Source organism: Flavobacterium psychroterrae (assembly GCF_018380615.1).
GTDB classification, from domain to species: domain Bacteria; phylum Bacteroidota; class Bacteroidia; order Flavobacteriales; family Flavobacteriaceae; genus Flavobacterium; species Flavobacterium psychroterrae.
Genome location: NZ_JAGYVZ010000006.1, coordinates 195,295 through 213,354, shown reverse-complemented (window position 1 = coordinate 213,354; position 18,060 = coordinate 195,295). Strand labels below are relative to the sequence as shown.

The window sequence follows — 18,060 nt, the reverse complement described above, 5'->3', positions numbered from 1 at the left end:
CATAAGTAAACAGATGTTTTTACAACTTAACTATTATTCCCTCATCATTAATTTGATATTTTTCAAAAGGTACCCCGACTTCCTGATTACCTTTAAACTTTTCAACCGACAAATCTTTTAGAATTTTAAAAGTTATTATATCTTCTCCTCCAATACAACCAATTTCAATAAAATTTAATATTTTACTTTCTTTAGATGTTACTAATACATAATACTCTGAATCTCCTCTTGAAATTGACACGACAATATTTAAATAATCCTTTTTTGAAGGAATGATAAAACATTTATAATTTTCACCTTCATAATCTTTAGAAATTAAAAAATCTATAAGATTTTTAGTTGCAGTATACGAGTGATATTTTTCTTCCGAATATTCACTTTTGAAATATTCATAAAAACTAAATGGCAAAGCTATTTTTTTTAATTGTCCATTTTCTAATATTAAATTAGGATTTTTCGTGTCATTTTGTATTTTTCTCCATTTTAAAAGTGAAATCACCACACCTTCTATAGGTTCAAATATTTTTATGTTTTCGCAATTTCCTTTTTCAATATAAAAAGTGTAATAATTTTCAAATCTTATTTTTGTATTATAACCTGCTTTTATTTCATAATAACTTATTCCATCAATATCTAAACTATCTGATATCAAAGAAATACCACTTTTATGATTTGATAAAGAATCAATAAATTTTGCTTTAAGCTCTACCTCTTTTAAACTAATAATTTTATTCTCGGCTTCATCCAAAAAACAATTTCCAGATTCAACTTTCACAAATTCATGGTCTTCTTTTTTAGTTTTGGAATTACAGGAATTAAACACAAATGCAGAAATTATCAGAAGTCCTACAATTAATTTTTTCATGATATTATTATTTTTTATAAAATTCCTCCAGCTAACAAGAGCATCCCGCTCCTGCTAACTGGGGCTTTTCTTTTCAATACGTCAATGAACTTATTGTATTGGTATTTTTATATTAAATTCCTTTCTAAAAAGGCTTAAAACTTTGACTTTTATTTAATTCTTTCGTAAACTCTTTTAGGTATTTTATTTAGATCTTTCCCTTCTGATTTCATTAGCGAAATATACTTCTGGTAAGATTTCTTAGCATCTTCATTTTCATCAAATCCCCATTGAGCATCACCCAAATTTAAATATGCAACAACTCGATCAGGAGAAAAATTAACTATATCAAGAAGTATTATTCTTGCTTCATTAAAATTTTCCATTTCAATTAAATTAAAAGCAGCATCATTATATAAAGTAATATTTTCATTAGAAATTGGATTAGCTTTTAATATATCTGAAATCTTGTAAATATCCATTTCTTTCAACTTTTCTTTATTTTTAATATCATCAAGAGAAGTCAGTTTTTTACTACTTACATCGACAAATTGCTCTACAACATTATTAAAATCAAATTCTTTGAGAGATATAATTATTTCTTTACTGTTCTTCTCTTCTCTATTTGATCTAGTTTTGTAATATGTGATCGAAGTAGAAATCCATTCATTTCCTTTACTTAAAAAATCAACATCCATTGAATTTTGACCATTTATTATAGTCAATGGTATTCCTCTCCCACCTGTATGTCTAATTTTAACAATACTATTATCAAAACATCTTTCGAAAATCAGATTCCCTTTCTTATTTTTTAATGATATACAATTATCATCTTCTACTAAAATAATGTTATTGCCTCCATCAATAACTAGAGAATCATTGATAATATCTCCAACATCTTCTTTTGAAATACAATCTGCTTTTGTTCCTTGTATTTTTTTTATACTATTAGCGTTTAGTGCATTTACAAAATACTTCACTACTTTAGAAGATTCACTGTATTTAATTTCCCACTTAGATATTCCCTTTTCTTTATCAATCCAAAGAAATTTATAATATGTCTTTTCTAATTTATCAGTAAATAATGTAATTCCCTCCTCATCTTCTTTTATATGGTCGATTTTCATATCTACATCTTCCATAATTCCTTTTTCAAGAATTGAATTATTAGAAGTTTTCAAACTTTCTCCATCATAACCACAATCTACAAGCACGAATTCGTTATTTTTTTGTTGAACTTCTAACCATGTACCTATGTAATTGTCTTTACTATCTTGTGATTTACATGATAGCATTATGCTAAATATTATTAAAATAAATACTAACTTTCTCATTTTTATTTTTTTTTTATAAAATTCCTCCAGCTAACAAGAGCATCCCGCTCTTGCTAGCTGAGGCTTTTCTTTTCAATATGTCAAGGAGCTTATCTGTTTTTCTAACTATTCCCCGTTTTTATCTTGGTTTTGTAAACATATCCTTTATTACCTGATTTAGTTTGTATAAACCACCAATTACCTGAGTCATCTAATACATCTATTTTTTCACCAGATTTAATTTTTTGAATTATATCTGAAGTACCGTTTTTATCTTTCCTTAAATTGGTAAATCCATCTGGATCTTGAATATAATATATTTTAGCATCTGAAAGTTTGTCATTATTTTCCTGCATAGTATGAAATACTTTTACAAAAAACCTCAAATCCTCATGCCTGTAGTAATCGTTTTTTTCAAAAGACATAACTATTTTAGGGTGAGCAATCAGAATATTATTCAAAAGCCTGTATGACATATCATTATCAGTATCTATGTCAGCATTTGATTTACCATTAAGACCAAGATTTAAAAGATATGCAATTGCCTCATCAATATTTTCTGTTGATAATTTATTCACTTTAATTATATCCTTTCTTTTATCTTCCAAATAAAAAGTTATGTGATATATAAGTTCCTGATTTTTTGACAAGTATTTCAGAACTTTTTTCCTAATAGCATGATCTTTATTATAAAAGACTATTGACAATTTGAAATTATTTGAAAAATCATCCCAATCACCTATATTATCAGAAACTTTTTTTAGAAAAGATTCATTTTTTTCGTAATTAAATAATACAACTATATCTCTTGCCAAATCAATATCTTTTTGGCTAGTTCCTAAAATAGAAGGTACATCGTTTAAATAAAGAATTTTATTTAAATTGATAAGTGACTTCATATATGGATAGCTTATAAGCTTATCTTCTTTAATGTTATCAATATCTGGCAAAATATCTGATCCTATTTTGATATATCTACCCTCTTTTGATATTTGATAATCTATAGATTCATCAAGAATATTAATATCGTTATAGCCTTCCTTCAAATCACTAGCATCGATACCGATAATATCTTTATTAACATTCTCAAAATTTTCTTTGGTATTTTTATAATTCGATTTATTTAAAACACTTGTAAACATTTCTATTTCTTTTTTTTCTATGTTGTTTTTCTTATTATCCTGACCTTGGCATGATATATTTAATAAAATCAATAAAATATAAGTATATTTACTGAGCATCATTTTTTTTATTTTTTCTATTAGTATTTGAATCTTTAGGATCTGCAATAGTTTCATAATCTGTAAATAATTGATTTAAATTGTTAGGATTAACCTCTTCTACGTATACAATAACTTTTTTATTTGAACTTAAACAATTTGAAAAATGTTTAGTTATTTCTGGCATATCTGCAGTATAAACTCTAATACAACCATGAGTTACCATAAGTGCTCCATTATCTGTTAAACCAGTTTTTCCATCACCAATTGTATGTCCGCAATGTATTAATATTCCAGATCTAGAAGAAGCTTTTAACGCATCTCCAGCTTTAGGAGAAAGTCTTATTACCCCATGATTACCGAAAGATACACCTACGTTAGCAGTTTTTAATTCTAATCCGGCATTCCATAAACCATTTGGTACATTTCCAAAACCTCCATTAGTATATCTATCTTCTCCTCCAGTTCCCAATCCCAATGCATAGCACTTGAACAAAATACCTGAATCATCGAAAAAGACTAATAATCCCTCCTTTTTTCTATTTGAAGGAACTATAATATTAATGTATGCTGTTTTATTGTCTGCAACATAATTATTATCATATATTGCGTACTTACCAACTACTTTAGACTTAGGTGCAGTTTCTTTCGTCCCCCATCTACATTCATCAATTTTAAATATTTTAGATGTACTATCATTAAAATATTTCTGCTTTTCATCATAGTTTGTAGATATTTTTTTATTATTCTTATCCTTAATATCTACATTATTTCCAACTAAAGGGCAAATATCATTTTTTACATCTCTTGTTTTATTTGCTTTTTTATTTATTTTTTTCCACAAAAAGAAAATCATTGATGTAAAAACAGCTAAATCTATACGTTCACCAACTAAATGTGAATTAGATAAAATATCAATTTTCTCGTATTTCTGTATAAATGAGTTGCAAAATGTATAAATCTCCCTACCAGTTATTTGTATTAATCCTCTTCCCCTAAAATTCCAACCATCACTACCTCCTTTATTTCCTAATTCTTTTCTATTGCTATAAGCTGTGTTTGCTATCATTTCCTTATCAGCATTTTGATATTTAAGATTTGGCTTGTCATAATTTTTTTCAAGAGTTTTAATGTTATTTTTATCAATTCTTCCATATTTGAATGCTAATTCATTTGGTGGACCATAACGTTTTCCTGTTTTACTAAATGCAGAAAAAGTATCTGGCAAGGCTTGTACTGCAAAATTCATTCCCTCCCCAGTCTTTAACTCTAATGATTTACCTCCTTCTACAATAGCTTGTGCAAAAAAGTGAGCTTTATTCCAGCAAGTATCCATTCCTAAATCTTTCATATATTTAGTGTAAGTATCTGCAGCTTTTTTCAAGGTCGCATCATCAGCTTGAGTAAATATTTTTTTAAGTTCTTCAGCAGTTACAGGTTTATCACAATTCGGGCAAGTACCTTTTTTCTCATCCTCATCATCTTTTTTACTCCCCATATCAACAGTCATTAAACTGCTAATTTTTTCTCTGATATTTTATCCAATTTCATTAAGAACGCTTACTGATGTTTCATAATAATCATGCAAAACATCGCTGGCAGAATCAAAAATTCCTTTTTCTTCTTTTTTAGAGGGACCTTTTTGTTGGGCAGGTGTTTGTTTTTTAGCCTCTGGTTTATAATCCGGATTTTTTACATTGGTATTGGCACTTGCAATTCTGGTTGGGTTTTTCTCAAAAATCTCCGCAGTTACATAATATTCATGCATTTCACCTTCTGCCTCTTTGCCTGGTGCAACTTTTAAATTGGCTATTTTTGCTGCATTAGGTCCTAAAAAAAACTTTACGTAAACTCTGCGAAGTCTCCCGACTTCGTAGGTATTCCAATATCTTTTATAACTTTTAAATCTTTACTTATTTACATTTTCATATAAAAAGTGGTACTTCATATTTATGACGATTCGTTTTCTCGCATTTACAAAAAAAGATAAAATGACAAATTAAAATTCCTCCAGCTATTAAGAGTATCCCACTCTTGATAGCTGGGGCTTTTCTTTTCAATATGTCAAGGACCTTTATTACCCAAACTTTACAAATTCTTTAGACTTTGTTCTGGTGTCAACAATACACTTTTCAATTTCTCTTTATTTATATTAGCCTCAATAAAGTTGTAAGATTTTACAAAGAGATTTTTCAACAAGTTTAAAAGCGACTAGGGATAATATGTTTTTATCATTTTTCCCATACTATAAACTTCAATTTTATCAACAGGTCCATCTGGAGAATAGCTCCATTCTCCATTTTTAAACCCCTTCACATATTTCCCGCTAAGCCAAACAGATTTATCATATTCGCTGATATATCTTCTTTCTTCCCAATTTCCAACTTTTAAATGATCTTTAATTTTTCCTTTCATTTCATATAAATAGACATAAGAAGAATCAATCCCATCCTTCGTATAGATGATTTCTTTATCTCCCCATTCTTTATTAAAACTTAAATTAGTTTCATTAAAATATTCTAAAAAGTAATTTTCTTGTATTAAATAATTATTTTTAATTACAAGTAATGAATCATTCTTAACGAGTTCTTTTGAAATATTCCCTTTTTTATCGTAATTAAAATGTTCTATTTTAAAAATTGAATTTGTGATAAAATTTTTATTAATTTTTGAAGTTCTTAAATATTCTCCTTCATCTAAAACTTTTTCATATATTAATAATCCATCATCTAAAATAGAATTCGTTAACAATATTGATCTATATAGTTCATCATTTTCATAAAAAAATGATATTAGATAAGATTGATATTCATCATTATTAATATAAAAATTTACATATTTTTTTACCTCAATTTTTTCTTTAAAATTCTTTACTCTATTAAAATTTATTAAAGGCTTTATACAATCCTTATCAAGACTTCTAAAAAAAATTTCAATAATTTTTTCTTTATTCTTTTTTAAATCAACAATTTTTGATGAGTCTATACCGTTGATCAATGTATCTGTAATGCTTATCTGTACTAAATCTTTTTTTATTAAACTAGTTGTTTTTTTCTCATCTTTTTTACAAAAAGAAATAAACAGTGTTAAACAGCAAATAATTACTAATTTCAAATATTTCATATCATTATTTTTTATAAAATTCCTCTAGCTAGCAAGAGCATCCCGATCTTGCCAGCTGAGGCTTTTCTTTTCAATATGTCAAGGAGCTTAATACTTTACTACTACAATGCATTTTTTTTGTAAAGGATTTATTTGGCAACTTCAATTAATCCATCATCATTTATCTTAAACTTCTCTAACTTTATGGTTTTAAAATCATCTCCTTTTTTACTTTTAGTATTTAAACTAAAAACATAATCCTTATCAATTTCAAATTCAGTAAATTCAGAAACTGTATTTTCAGTACTTTCTTTAACAAAGCCAATATCCTTTTTAGAGATGACTTTATTATTTTTTAATGTAATTAAAGTATAAGTAAAATCATCATAATTAAAATTACCAATAATAAAAACTTTAATCTCTTTGATATCAGGTAATCTTAGATAATCTTTACTTTCTAAATTTGCTACAGTACAATCTAATTGATTCCATATATTATTACCATTAATGATTTTTTTTGTAATAGGTAAATTTGTAATTTTTGTTTGTATGTAACAATCACCTTCATTGATATTATTCCCCTTTTTAAAGAAAACTAAATAATCATCATAAACAACTACTATAACATTATCGATAATTAGTACTTCATCCCAAGGGAGTTCACAAACCTTATCTGGATACATTGATTGATAAACAGTAATTTCATTTCCAAGTTTTATACCATTTTTTAAGAAAATAGACTCGTATGATTTCGCTGTCTTACTACTTTCATAATATTTAACTGGAGTTTTATTGCTTTTATAATATTCAAACGTACATATACCATCAACTTTCAGTTTTTTATCATCAATTGAAATTTTTATATTTTTAAATTGATCTGCTATTTCAGTTTTTGTTTTTGTTGCAGTACCTGAAATTGAAGATTCAGAAATTTTATAAAAAATCCAATAATCTGCAGAGTTGTTATCATTATTTGATATTACTTTTTTGGTACCTGCAACAGATTCATTTAATGAATCTTTAACTAATTCTGTACTTAGACTATCTAAATCTTTATTATTATCTGATTGTTTTTTATTTTCCTTACAGTTTATAAACAGTAAAGCTAAAAATGTAATGCCTAATATTCTTTTCATTGTTTTATTTTTATTAATGTTTTGAGTCGTATATATTATTTAAAAACATATTATTTTCAGCTTTTCTCCTTTTTACAAGACCTCCTAAACCACCACTTGTAACATCCAAAAACTCCTTAGCAGCAGCTTCATATTCTTTATTTAAAAGATTTCTATGAAGTTTTGGTGCTTTCTTTTTTACAAAAAAGTTTTCTCCACAATTAAATAAAAAGCTTATTAAAGCATCAAACTCATATTGATATAACGGTACTGTTACGTCACGTTGAACTGCCCTTTCAAAATCAACAATTCTTAAATCGAATAATTCTAAAGCTCTCGCTTTTGATATACCGTTTTTAAATTCTTGAGGTTCAGATCCATTACAAGGTCCTAAGTGCACCAAATGTCCATAACCAATTGTACAGTGATGATCCTCAGAATCATCATTATATAGATTTGGTTTGAAATCTTCCCAATCTTTTATAAATAACTTAATTTTCGAAGAAGCTTTCAACTTTTTAGGATCAATCCGTTTATCATTTTTAGCATCTTCTTTTGGTTTCGTTCCAGAATTATTTGCACCAGAATTACACATACAAGTATTTAAAAAACCAAGTTTTTTTGCTAATTCAACGATAGATCCATTCAAAACTTTTTCTTGCGTTTTGACAAAATATTTATCGTCTAAGTACTCATTATCGAACTCCCGAACATCTAAATGAATCCAACTATTTGTAAGGCCTTCCCCAATACCAATCGGTTCAATTGAGAAATTGTTTTTACCATCGATCCATTGATACTTCGCTTGCAAATACTTTTTATAAAATTTGTCAAATATTTCATGTAACAAAGGTAAGTTTGATCGTACAGAGCCTAGAATGTTATGCCCATTTTTACTAAATTGAATATCAACAGCTTTTCCCATATGATTCGTACTTTGTCTAGGAACAGAACGATTGTGATCCCAACATCTGTAACCAGCTGTTTTCCATAAATATTTGTAAACATTTTGTTGACTCAAATAAAATTGTAAAGCACTCGTACCCCATAATAAAGATCGATGTATTCCAGGTCTTTCATATTTATGATAACGTTCAATTTTTCGAGATGATGAATATTCACCATTATATCTTCCTTTACCAAAACCAGAGCACTTATCTGTTATAGAGTGCACATTTTTACATAAACATGTATAATCAGATATTTTTTCCACCCATTTATTGCTAAATTCATCAATGGACCTCAAAACATTTCCGCAAACTTTTCCCGTTTCGGGAACTTTCATATAATCACGTTGAAATTGTTTAATCATTTTTTCAGTCCTATCAGTAAATTTGTCAGTTGGTACATTACCTCCAAAACCTGCTAATCGAATATTTATTTCACGTATTAATTCACTACTATCATCTTTCTTAATACAATATTTTTCACCACAACTTGCCACGTTCTCCTCCTTTTTTCCCCCCATGTCAACAGTCATTAAACTGTTAATTTTTTCTCTGATATTTTCTCCAATTTCATTAAGAACACTTACTGAAGTTTCATAATAATCATGCAAAACATCGCCGGCAGAATCAAAGATTCCTTTTTCTTCTTTTTTAGATGGCCCTTTTTGTTGAGCAGGTGTTTGTTTTTTAGCCTCTGGTTTATAATCCGGATTTTTTACATTGGTATTGGCACTTGCAATTCTGGTTGGGTTTTTCTCAAAAATCTCCGCCGTTACATAATATTCATGCATTTCGCCTTCACCTTCTGCCTCTTTGCCTGGTGCAACTTTTAAATTGGCTATTTTTGCTGCATTAGGTCCTAAAAAAAACTTTACATAAACTCTGCCATTCAATACGTTTCCTTTTCCGTATTGTACTTTACTATTGGCTGCATTATGTCCTGCTTTTGGCATATCATCTTCCCAAAGCGTCACTTTTACAGGCAACATTTCCATTTTTACACAATGCACACTAGCAATGATACTATCGCCGTAAGCAAAAGGTTTGGTTGGTTTTTGAAACTTATCGTTTAGCAATTCTACTTTTACAATTTTGGCATCGGGCGCTTTTTGTGTTTTAATGTCTATAGTGGCACTCTTTCCGTTTGCTTCTACTTTTAATCGTATACCATCTCTGGTAAGACTCTGCTGGAAAAAGGTATAAGTAACTGTCGCCCCTGTTTTATCATTATCCGGAGATATGGCTTTACGCCAAGTTCCTTTTTCTAATATATGTACTGTCCATTTTATTTGATTATCAAATGGGCTTGTGGAGTGTTTTTGAGAAAGTATAGCTTGCTCCAAAGATGAATTTCCAAGTACTCCCTCAATAGAATACTTTTCTGCCTGCCCCACTATGGGATTTGGATTTCCTGATATTTTTAAATCTGCCATTTTATTTTTTTAATTATAATCAGAATTATTATCGTCTAAACTCTTTGGGTCCAATAATGGGTTTATTTGTTTTAACACATCAGGATTTGCTTTCTCTATGTGTTGTTTGGCTACTTCGGCTTTTTGTCCGTGTTTATCGACTTCTATACAATCCGGTCCTCCTATTGGGCAGGTTGCTTTGCTATCTTCTACCAGTATTTTTCCTTTGTTGCTTAAGGTTATTTTTTCATAAAAACCTGTCCATTTGGTAATTGTAGCTTGACAAGGCAGGTAATCTCCACTTCCGTTAGGCTGCATTTTGCATTTACCAAAGGTATTTTTCTCTAGTGTTTGTCCAATTTCTTTATCGGTAGCTATAGCCTTCTTATCGGCCTCTTTGTCATTAGCATAATGCTTACTATGCGTTTTTACCTTTAATATATCGGTTTTAGGCTCTACACTAAACTTACATTTTAGGGTCGCTCCTTGTACTACTACATGTTTTTCGCTCATGGCTTATCCTTTTTTAACTTCTAAAAAACGCTTTCTTGCTACACTAACAATGATATTCCTGAATCTACTTCTATTTTATCTTTGTCTAAATTTGTAATCTTAACAGTAATTTTTCGTTCCATATCAATAACACTACACTCTAAATCTAATCGCTCAATCATATAATTGTTAGGATTTAAAAAATAGTTTGCCTCATAATTACCCTCTACTTGTTCTTCATCCAAATCTCCACTTTGGGTTACTATTATTCGGTTTAACTCATCTAAGTAAGGATTCACTTTTTGTGTTATTAAAAATCCCAAATCATCAATTTCGGCAATAGCAGGAAAATACACTTTCTTTTCGATCACGAATTTATCAGTATATGCTATATGTATACCGTTAAAAAAAGCTCTTAAAAACCAGTTACCAGAAATAGATCCCAACAAAGTATTATTATCATGTATAGTTCCCTCTATCTCTTTTACCAAGGTCTCAAATACTTTACCATCATAAGAATCTTCAATTTCTTCTTTTTGAATTTCCCATCGGTCTTTTATTTTATAATAACTGTTTATATCAACCCATTTCCCGCTTTTATCTACAATAACTCTCAAAGGATATAAAATCTCTCCCGTTTTTTCTGCTACTTTATAGGCAACCGTATCTGCTATTTCTCCATTTATATGTACTTTCGAGATTCTATCAATCTCAAAAAAATGATAGTCGTCCTGATTTGTATCTGGTTTTAATCTTTTTACACTAAACTGCTGTTTTACAACCTCTTTTTTGTCGCCATTCTCAATAGTGTACAAAACCTCGTATTTTTTGTTCACTCCCACGGGGCGAAAAGGCAAAATAAAATCTCTGCTAAAAAAAAGAACTGGTTTAACTTTTTGTTCTTCAACTTTTTGTTTTTCTTTTTTATTAGGAATAATTAAAAATTTTAAATGACTTCGCAGATCACCTGCAAGGCAATCTTCTATTTTGCTTCTGGAATTATGATATTGCCTCAAATCATCAAAATCTACTCCTAATTTTTCGGCTATGCTTTCAAGGGTATCGCCTTTTTGAATTTCATAAAGAGAATATTCTTTTCCGGAATTACTATTCAAATCATCCATATTCGTTATTTTATTACCTTCTTAACTTCTCCACCTTCTATTGAATCAGCTTTACTTTCCTGCTCAGATCCTTCATTTAATGTTTCGATACTAAACACCTTTTCATCAACTTTTTTCTTCTTATTATTAGGCTTTTCATTTTTTTTAATTACCCTTTGACAAATAATTACCGAGTTCTCTGTAATTCCGTTTAGTCCTACATAATAGGCTGCATCAACATATCTTGCTCTTTGATACCATTTAGGCTGTAAAAAGAAAACCCAATTGTAATTTTCGCCACTAGGCTGCTCCATTTCTATTTCGTAATTTGGAGTGTATTTATTATAGCCTTTGAGAGCAAGATAAAATAAACGTCCAAAATCGACCTTCAGAGGAGCCTGAGCTCTAATTGAAGCGTATTCCTCATCGCTTTCTTCTTTTCTTATCAAAAGGGTTATCAATAAAATATCCTCCATTTCATAACTTTCTATTGGCGCATAACCTTTTTTAGGTGTCCAGGTAACAAAAGTTCTTGGCGGAATTTGCATCATGTAATTGAATACTGCATATACACCTGTTGGTACCATAAAAACTAAAAAATGAGAACACATCAGGAAAGTCAGAGTAATCCCGTTTAATGCTGTATAAATAATTATAAACAAAACACTTGAATACAATGTAATCAAAAAAGATAACAGCAATTCAATACCAACATCTCCTCTTTTATAAAATTCCTCAAGATAAAATCGATATAGATAAACATTTAAAATACCGAATAATAAAGAGGCTATTTGATAAAAAAGAAATTCATCAGACAGTTCTGTAAATAATTTGTTATATCCTAAAAAAGCGACCAAAGCATATATAAGTACAAACGAAAAAACATAGATATAAAATTTTCTTTTATACTTGCTCACAAAATCCTTTACTTTATCGTTAAATACCATTGTAAGTATAAAACTTACTGCAATAACTATTACTAAAAATACAATAAGCCTAACGTCAATAAGTGCTCCTAAATGCTTTTTTATCATTACTAAATTCTTGTTGTGTACCCTAAAACAGGCTGTTTATTAAAATTAAATTCTTCAGTTTCCTGATTCATTACTAAAACTATTTTTACCTCTACTTCCATCGGGAAGAAATGTTCGCAAAAACAATCTATAAATATTTTTATCTCTCCATCATTGACATAATCACCAAATGGTTTATTCTTTATGGGGCCTATTTCGATGGTAAGATTCATAGAATAATCCATGTAATTATTTCCACTTATAAAATCTACGCCCAATCTATTTTCTCCTAACCTGATTTCCTCGCCTTCATCGCTAAATTCCTTAGAACTCGTACTTGTAAAACTTACTTTTTCTTCTATAATACTTGACAAACAACGACAAGCCAAATCAATATCTCCAACAATTTTGTACGAATATGGTAAAAGCTGAATGAACTTAGACACCAATATTGCCGGATAAATGTGTGGCAAACCCCAGAAATCATAGAAAAAATCCAGTGGTTTACTTCCGTTTAACTTGTATAAAAAATCTCTTTCAACACTTTCTATTTTTGTCTTATAGTGAAAAATTTCATTTTCAAAAGGTGTGAAAAAATTACGTGCTTCGGCTTCCTGTTTCTTCTGATGTTTGTGTTCTCTGATCATCTGCTTCACAGATTTATCAGCATTATTCTCACTTAGACTATGTACAAATCCCTCCGGAAGTGCATCGTACATACTATCTCTGGACAATTGTATGTTTAGGTATTCCTGCTTATCATAATTATCATCCTGAATTGTTGCTCCTAAAACATCATTTCTGTAGGCTCTTGAAAATTGTCCCTGATTAGAAATCGTAATTTCATCAGGTACTACTTCATTACTCTCCAGAAGTTCGTTAGCGATAACTTCGGCCCTGATATCATATGAAATACTTTCTATTTCAAGTACCAGATCCTCCAGACTTTTTTTACTTTTTCTTTGCATCTTCGTTGATTCGTCCTGCGCCTATGTAACGTAATTGAAAATATTCGTCGTTGAAATTATATATCGCAAGCCCTTTATCAGTGCAAGCCAAAATTCTGTCATTGTGCAGGTACAAACCAACATCCGAAATAGGGTGATCTTTATCATATCTAAAAAATACAAGATCACCTTCGGTCAGAAAACTTCTGCCCGTAAAAATCTGAATGGATTTTGATTTCCACATTCCTGCCGGATCTTTCGGCAATGTGGTTTTGTAAACATCGCTATACAAAGACTGTAAAAAATAAGAGCAGTCAATTCCTTTTTTAGAAAAACTCTTTTCTTTATAAGGTGTATTCAGCCATGGATCTATGTATGCGTATAATTTGTAGTTGGTAATTTTGTTAGGCATTACTGCCAGTACTATGGAATATTTTTCCTTAAGCGCTAAAACATCATCACTTAAGTTTTCTGAGTTATCATTTACAACTGATTGATTCTTCAATCCAACTTCTTTCATCTTAGATTGTTTTTTTAACATATCTAAAGAATAATCGTATTTAAACGGAATCTGAGAAATATATTTCTGGGCATGACATTCAATGCATAAATGCATCATCATAAATAATAAAACTGCCTGCTTCATAAAATATATTATTTATTATTTTACCAAATATTTACATCTTGGTAACAATTAAATTTCAATTTTCAACCTATGGAACTTCAAAAACAAATTAATTCTCCCTTTTCATACTCTTAAAAAAACCTAAGAATTTTCCTTTTTATTAGCTAAGTAACTTAATATTACTTTCTTATGATTTTATTTACTTTCTAAAATCATGTTGGGGCAAACCTAGCAAATTATTTTGTAAGAATACAATTTTTTTTTGTAGAATTTATAGTAATAATATAAAGTTTTTTAAAATAAATAAAACTACTTTTGCTTTAATTTGTTAAAAAATATCTGACTTCTTAAAAAAATTAAAATATTAAAATGATTAAAAAAAATATTGATATTAGGGTTGTGTTTTTCTTTGTCATCTTGCTGTTAATTGGGATTATTGTTTTTATAGTCCAGTTTTTCAATCATGTAGATTGTGAAGACGCTAAGTTCTACATCTTCTCGGATAACTCGCAAACCGAGGAATCTATTGAGTTTTATGATAAAACACCTAATGCAAAATCATGGCAATGGAACTTTGGTGACGGCTCTGAAACTGATGTAAGAAAACATACTTTTCATATCTATAAAAAACCGGGAAAATACTTTGTATCCCTAACAATAAATGGGGATTGTATGCACACAAAAGAAATTGATATTAAAGACAAATATGCTGTTGATAAATTAGGAACTCCACAGATTATTGTACCCAAAATTATTACGGCGGGTCAACCCACATATTTCAAATCCACATCCGAAAATGCCAAAACCTGGGAGTGGGCATTTGGCGAAAACAGAGGTATTGATGAAACTGCATCTGACGCGGTTTATACCTTTGCAACACCTGGTGAAAAAACAATTACACTTGTTATAAACGGAAATTTTAGCACGGTTGCAAAAAGGGTGATTTATGTTCATCCAAGGGTAATTAAAAAAACAAATCCATTAGATGTGACGTCTTATGTTTATGAAAAAAGTGCCGAAGCTTTTGCCCTGCCAAGAGGAACTGCAAAAAAAGATCCACTGGACGAAATGCTTCAATATGTTCCCGTTGCACCAAAAAATAAAACTAAAAGAGATAGTGTAGAAGTCGTTAAAAAAGCGCCTAAAATATCTGAAGATCAGTTTGAAATTTTACTAAATAAAGTAGCTGAAGGAAGCAAAGTAAAAGATGATTTTGCCGAATTTTTATGTGATGATCTTGATATTCCGATTGTGAAAAATGATGCCGATTTGATCACTTTTTCGCAATTATGTGCTTCAATTAAAGGAAAAAAGATCAGAATAGAATCAATTCGACTTAATAAAGACAAACAAAACAATTGCATTAAAGGATTAAATATCAGCTACAAGGTCAAAAAATACCTGATCTGGTCTAAAGATTAAATTGTATGGAAGAAGAAAAAAACGTTTTCAGCATCGAATTATTAAGTGCACTGGAAATTGCTAAAAAAATTGCTAAGGCTAATTTAAATAAATATTACTCAGCCTCTCATTTATTAAAAGCTGTTTTAAACAGGGATTTATCTCTTTTGAAACGTCTTGAAGCTATGGGCAAGGATGTTTACTATCTTGATGAATGGGCAGAAGTGCGCATGGAAGAGGAACCGAAAACGACTAATGTTCTCGATGCCGAACCGAGTGATTTGATAGATGACATCATAAAAGAAGCTGAACAAGTACGAATTGCATTAAATGAGGATGAAATTAGCCTTTATGCCATAATTGTCGCTATTAGTTCGCCTGGTGTTGGTTTTAATTTTGATCAGATGAAAACCTATCCTATTTCGAGAAACGAATTACTCGAAGATCAGGAAATTATTCCACAAAGTGAAAATAATACCAAACAACAAATCAAAAAAGGATTTTTGGGTAAATATGCTATTCATAAAAATATTGAGAAAAAAAAGAACCGGATACTAGCTATTGGCCGTGAAACAGAATTAAATACCATAAAAGAAATCCTTTGCAGATTCTCTAAACCCAATGTACTTTTAATTGGTGATCGAGGAATTGGTAAATCAATATTGATTGATACAGTTGTTCAAAATGTAATCTCGAATCAGGTTCCCGATGCATTAAACAAAGTACAACTTTTTGAATTGGATTTATCGTCGTTAATTGCAGGAGCTTCCTATAAAGGCGAAATCGAAGACCGTTTAAAAAACTGTATTCAGGAATTGAAACAATATCCAAAAGCTATTCTTATAATTGAAGAAATTCACACCCTATTAGACAAAAACGGTGGTGATTCTGGAGTTTCGAATGTATTAAAAGGCGAATTAGCGAAAGGTCTTAATATAATTGCGACTTCTACAATTGATGAATATTCTAAGAGGATTGAAAAGGAACAAGGTCTTTCGGGAATGTTTGAAATTGTGAAACTGGAAGAATCAGACGATGATACTTTATTCCGAATGATTCGTGAATCAATTAAAACCTATCAGGAACATCATAAAATACAAATTGACGATGAAACAATATCTGAATCAATTCGGTTATCACGTCGATATTTAAAAGAGAAAAGCTTACCGGAATCTGCCATAAATCTTATCGATCACACGATGTCAGTATTAAAGACATCCGGCGAAACTTTTTTAAAAGAAAAACAATCTATTGTTGATAAGCTTGCCACTTTAAAGCAAAATGATTCCGCTTTATCAGAAGATCAATTACTTAAGGAAGCAAATTGGTTTTTGACCGATTTAGTTCATAAAACATCGTTTTTAATGGATGTAGACGAGCAAAACGAAAATAAAAATTTTGAAAATTCTACATCAATAATTAATTATATTGAGAGTCTTATTAAAACTCTTGAAGAAAAAGCATTAGACAAACGTGTTCATATTGAAGCGTTTGACTTATCATTAATTATTGCAAAAAAAACAGGAATTCCTGCAGGAAAACTGAAAGAAGAGGAAAAGCAAAAACTTAATAATATTGAGGAAGTTTTAAATAAAAGAGTTATTGGTCAGGATCATTGTATTGCAACCGTTGCAGGATCAATTTTAGAATCCAGATCCGGATTAAGCAAAGCAGGACAACCTATTGCGTCATTCTTTTTTTTAGGACCAACGGGAACTGGAAAAACAGAATTAGCAAAAAGTTTAGCCGAATTTCTTTTCCAGGATGAAAATGCCATAATCCGATTCGATATGTCGGAATTTAAAGAGGAACATTCAGCAGCATTGCTTTACGGTGCGCCTCCGGGATACGTAGGTTATGAAGAAGGTGGATTATTAGTAAACAAGATCAGACAAAAACCGTATTCAATTGTTTTATTTGATGAAATTGAAAAAGCTCATGCTTCTGTTTACGATGTTTTCCTTCAAATTATGGATGAAGGAAAATTACACGATCGTTTAGGAAAAGAAGGTGATTTCTCTAATGCAATTATTCTTTTTACCTCAAATATTGGAGCTGATCATATTGTTGACACATTTAATAGTGGTAAAATTCCAACTTCAACTTCATTGATGGAGATTATGGGAAATTATTTCAGACCTGAGTTTTTAGGACGATTAACCGAAATTGTACCTTTTGCGCCTATCAGTAAGGAAAATGCTTTGAAAATATTCGAAATCCATCTTAAAAAAGAATTTATGGATTTATTAAAAAACATCAATATCAAAGTTGAAATCCCTATGGAGGCTAAATTATATCTTGCCGAAAATGGATACAATGCAAAATATGGAGCAAGACCAATTAAAAGCATTATCAGAAGTCATTTGCGACGACCATTGGCAAAAAAAATAATCTCCGGAGAAGTAAAAGACGGAGACACAATGACTGTTATTATTGAAAATGATGAAGTAAAATGGATTAAGGAAGAATTGATAAATATTCTTGAAAACTAAACTCAGAAAATTAATTATATAAAAAACGCTAAGA

Annotated in this window: 15 protein-coding genes; 2 read left to right on the top strand and 13 right to left on the bottom strand. The window is 29.8% G+C overall.

Annotation, left to right across the window (positions count from 1 at the left end; translation table 11 throughout):
* Positions 1-19: 19 nt before the first annotated feature.
* From KHA90_RS09010 to KHA90_RS08950, 13 genes are all read right to left on the bottom strand, one after another.
* On the bottom strand, positions 20-865 hold the full coding sequence (locus KHA90_RS09010) for a hypothetical protein (RefSeq protein WP_213298125.1): 846 nt from the start codon (positions 863-865) through the stop codon (positions 20-22).
* Between the two features lie 149 nt (positions 866-1,014).
* Positions 1,015-2,178: a tetratricopeptide repeat protein gene (locus tag KHA90_RS09005; protein WP_213298122.1), complete on the bottom strand. Its 1,164-nt coding sequence runs from the start codon at positions 2,176-2,178 to the stop codon at positions 1,015-1,017.
* A gap of 101 nt (positions 2,179-2,279) precedes the next feature.
* Positions 2,280-3,401: an SH3 domain-containing protein gene (locus tag KHA90_RS09000; protein ID WP_213298119.1), complete on the bottom strand. Its 1,122-nt coding sequence runs from the start codon at positions 3,399-3,401 to the stop codon at positions 2,280-2,282.
* The gene (locus KHA90_RS08995) at positions 3,388-4,887 is read right to left on the bottom strand and encodes a hypothetical protein (RefSeq protein WP_213298116.1); all 1,500 of its coding nucleotides are present in this window, start codon (positions 4,885-4,887) and stop codon (positions 3,388-3,390) included. The genes KHA90_RS09000 and KHA90_RS08995 overlap by 14 nt, the downstream gene beginning before the upstream one ends.
* Positions 4,888-4,914: 27 nt before the next feature.
* Positions 4,915-5,145 (bottom strand): hypothetical protein, encoded by a 231-nt coding sequence (locus KHA90_RS08990; protein WP_213298113.1) that lies wholly within the window; start codon positions 5,143-5,145, stop codon positions 4,915-4,917.
* 443 nt (positions 5,146-5,588) lie between these two features.
* Positions 5,589-6,500, bottom strand: a complete 912-nt coding sequence (locus KHA90_RS08985; RefSeq protein ID WP_213298110.1) for a hypothetical protein — start codon at positions 6,498-6,500, stop codon at positions 5,589-5,591.
* 128 nt (positions 6,501-6,628) lie between these two features.
* Positions 6,629-7,615: a hypothetical protein gene (locus KHA90_RS08980; RefSeq protein WP_213298107.1), complete on the bottom strand. Its 987-nt coding sequence runs from the start codon at positions 7,613-7,615 to the stop codon at positions 6,629-6,631.
* Between the two features lie 13 nt (positions 7,616-7,628).
* Positions 7,629-9,974, bottom strand: a complete 2,346-nt coding sequence (locus KHA90_RS08975) for a glycoside hydrolase family protein (RefSeq protein WP_213298104.1) — start codon at positions 9,972-9,974, stop codon at positions 7,629-7,631.
* A gap of 9 nt (positions 9,975-9,983) precedes the next feature.
* The gene (locus KHA90_RS08970) at positions 9,984-10,466 is read right to left on the bottom strand and encodes a DUF4280 domain-containing protein (RefSeq protein ID WP_213298101.1); all 483 of its coding nucleotides are present in this window, start codon (positions 10,464-10,466) and stop codon (positions 9,984-9,986) included.
* A 38-nt stretch (positions 10,467-10,504) separates the two neighbouring features.
* Positions 10,505-11,569 carry a LysM peptidoglycan-binding domain-containing protein gene (locus tag KHA90_RS08965; protein ID WP_213298098.1) on the bottom strand — a complete coding sequence of 355 codons (1,065 nt, stop codon included), beginning with the start codon at positions 11,567-11,569 and terminating at the stop codon, positions 10,505-10,507.
* A 5-nt stretch (positions 11,570-11,574) separates the two neighbouring features.
* Entirely contained in the window at positions 11,575-12,582 is a 1,008-nt protein-coding gene (locus KHA90_RS08960) for a TssN family type VI secretion system protein (RefSeq protein ID WP_213298095.1), read from the bottom strand.
* Positions 12,583-12,584: 2 nt separating this feature from the next.
* The gene (locus KHA90_RS08955; protein ID WP_213298092.1) at positions 12,585-13,529 is read right to left on the bottom strand and encodes a type VI secretion system baseplate subunit TssG; all 945 of its coding nucleotides are present in this window, start codon (positions 13,527-13,529) and stop codon (positions 12,585-12,587) included.
* Complete coding sequence (locus KHA90_RS08950) at positions 13,513-14,154, bottom strand: C40 family peptidase (protein WP_213298089.1); 642 nt, start codon at positions 14,152-14,154, stop codon at positions 13,513-13,515. The genes KHA90_RS08955 and KHA90_RS08950 overlap by 17 nt, the downstream gene beginning before the upstream one ends.
* A gap of 348 nt (positions 14,155-14,502) precedes the next feature.
* On the opposite strand from KHA90_RS08950, the gene KHA90_RS08945 reads away from it, so the two are divergent.
* A complete protein-coding gene (locus KHA90_RS08945) occupies positions 14,503-15,555 on the top strand; it encodes a PKD domain-containing protein (RefSeq protein ID WP_213298085.1) in 1,053 nt (350 codons plus the stop codon).
* A gap of 5 nt (positions 15,556-15,560) precedes the next feature.
* Positions 15,561-18,026, top strand: a complete 2,466-nt coding sequence (locus KHA90_RS08940; RefSeq protein WP_213298082.1) for an AAA family ATPase — start codon at positions 15,561-15,563, stop codon at positions 18,024-18,026.
* Positions 18,027-18,060: the final 34 nt, after the last annotated feature.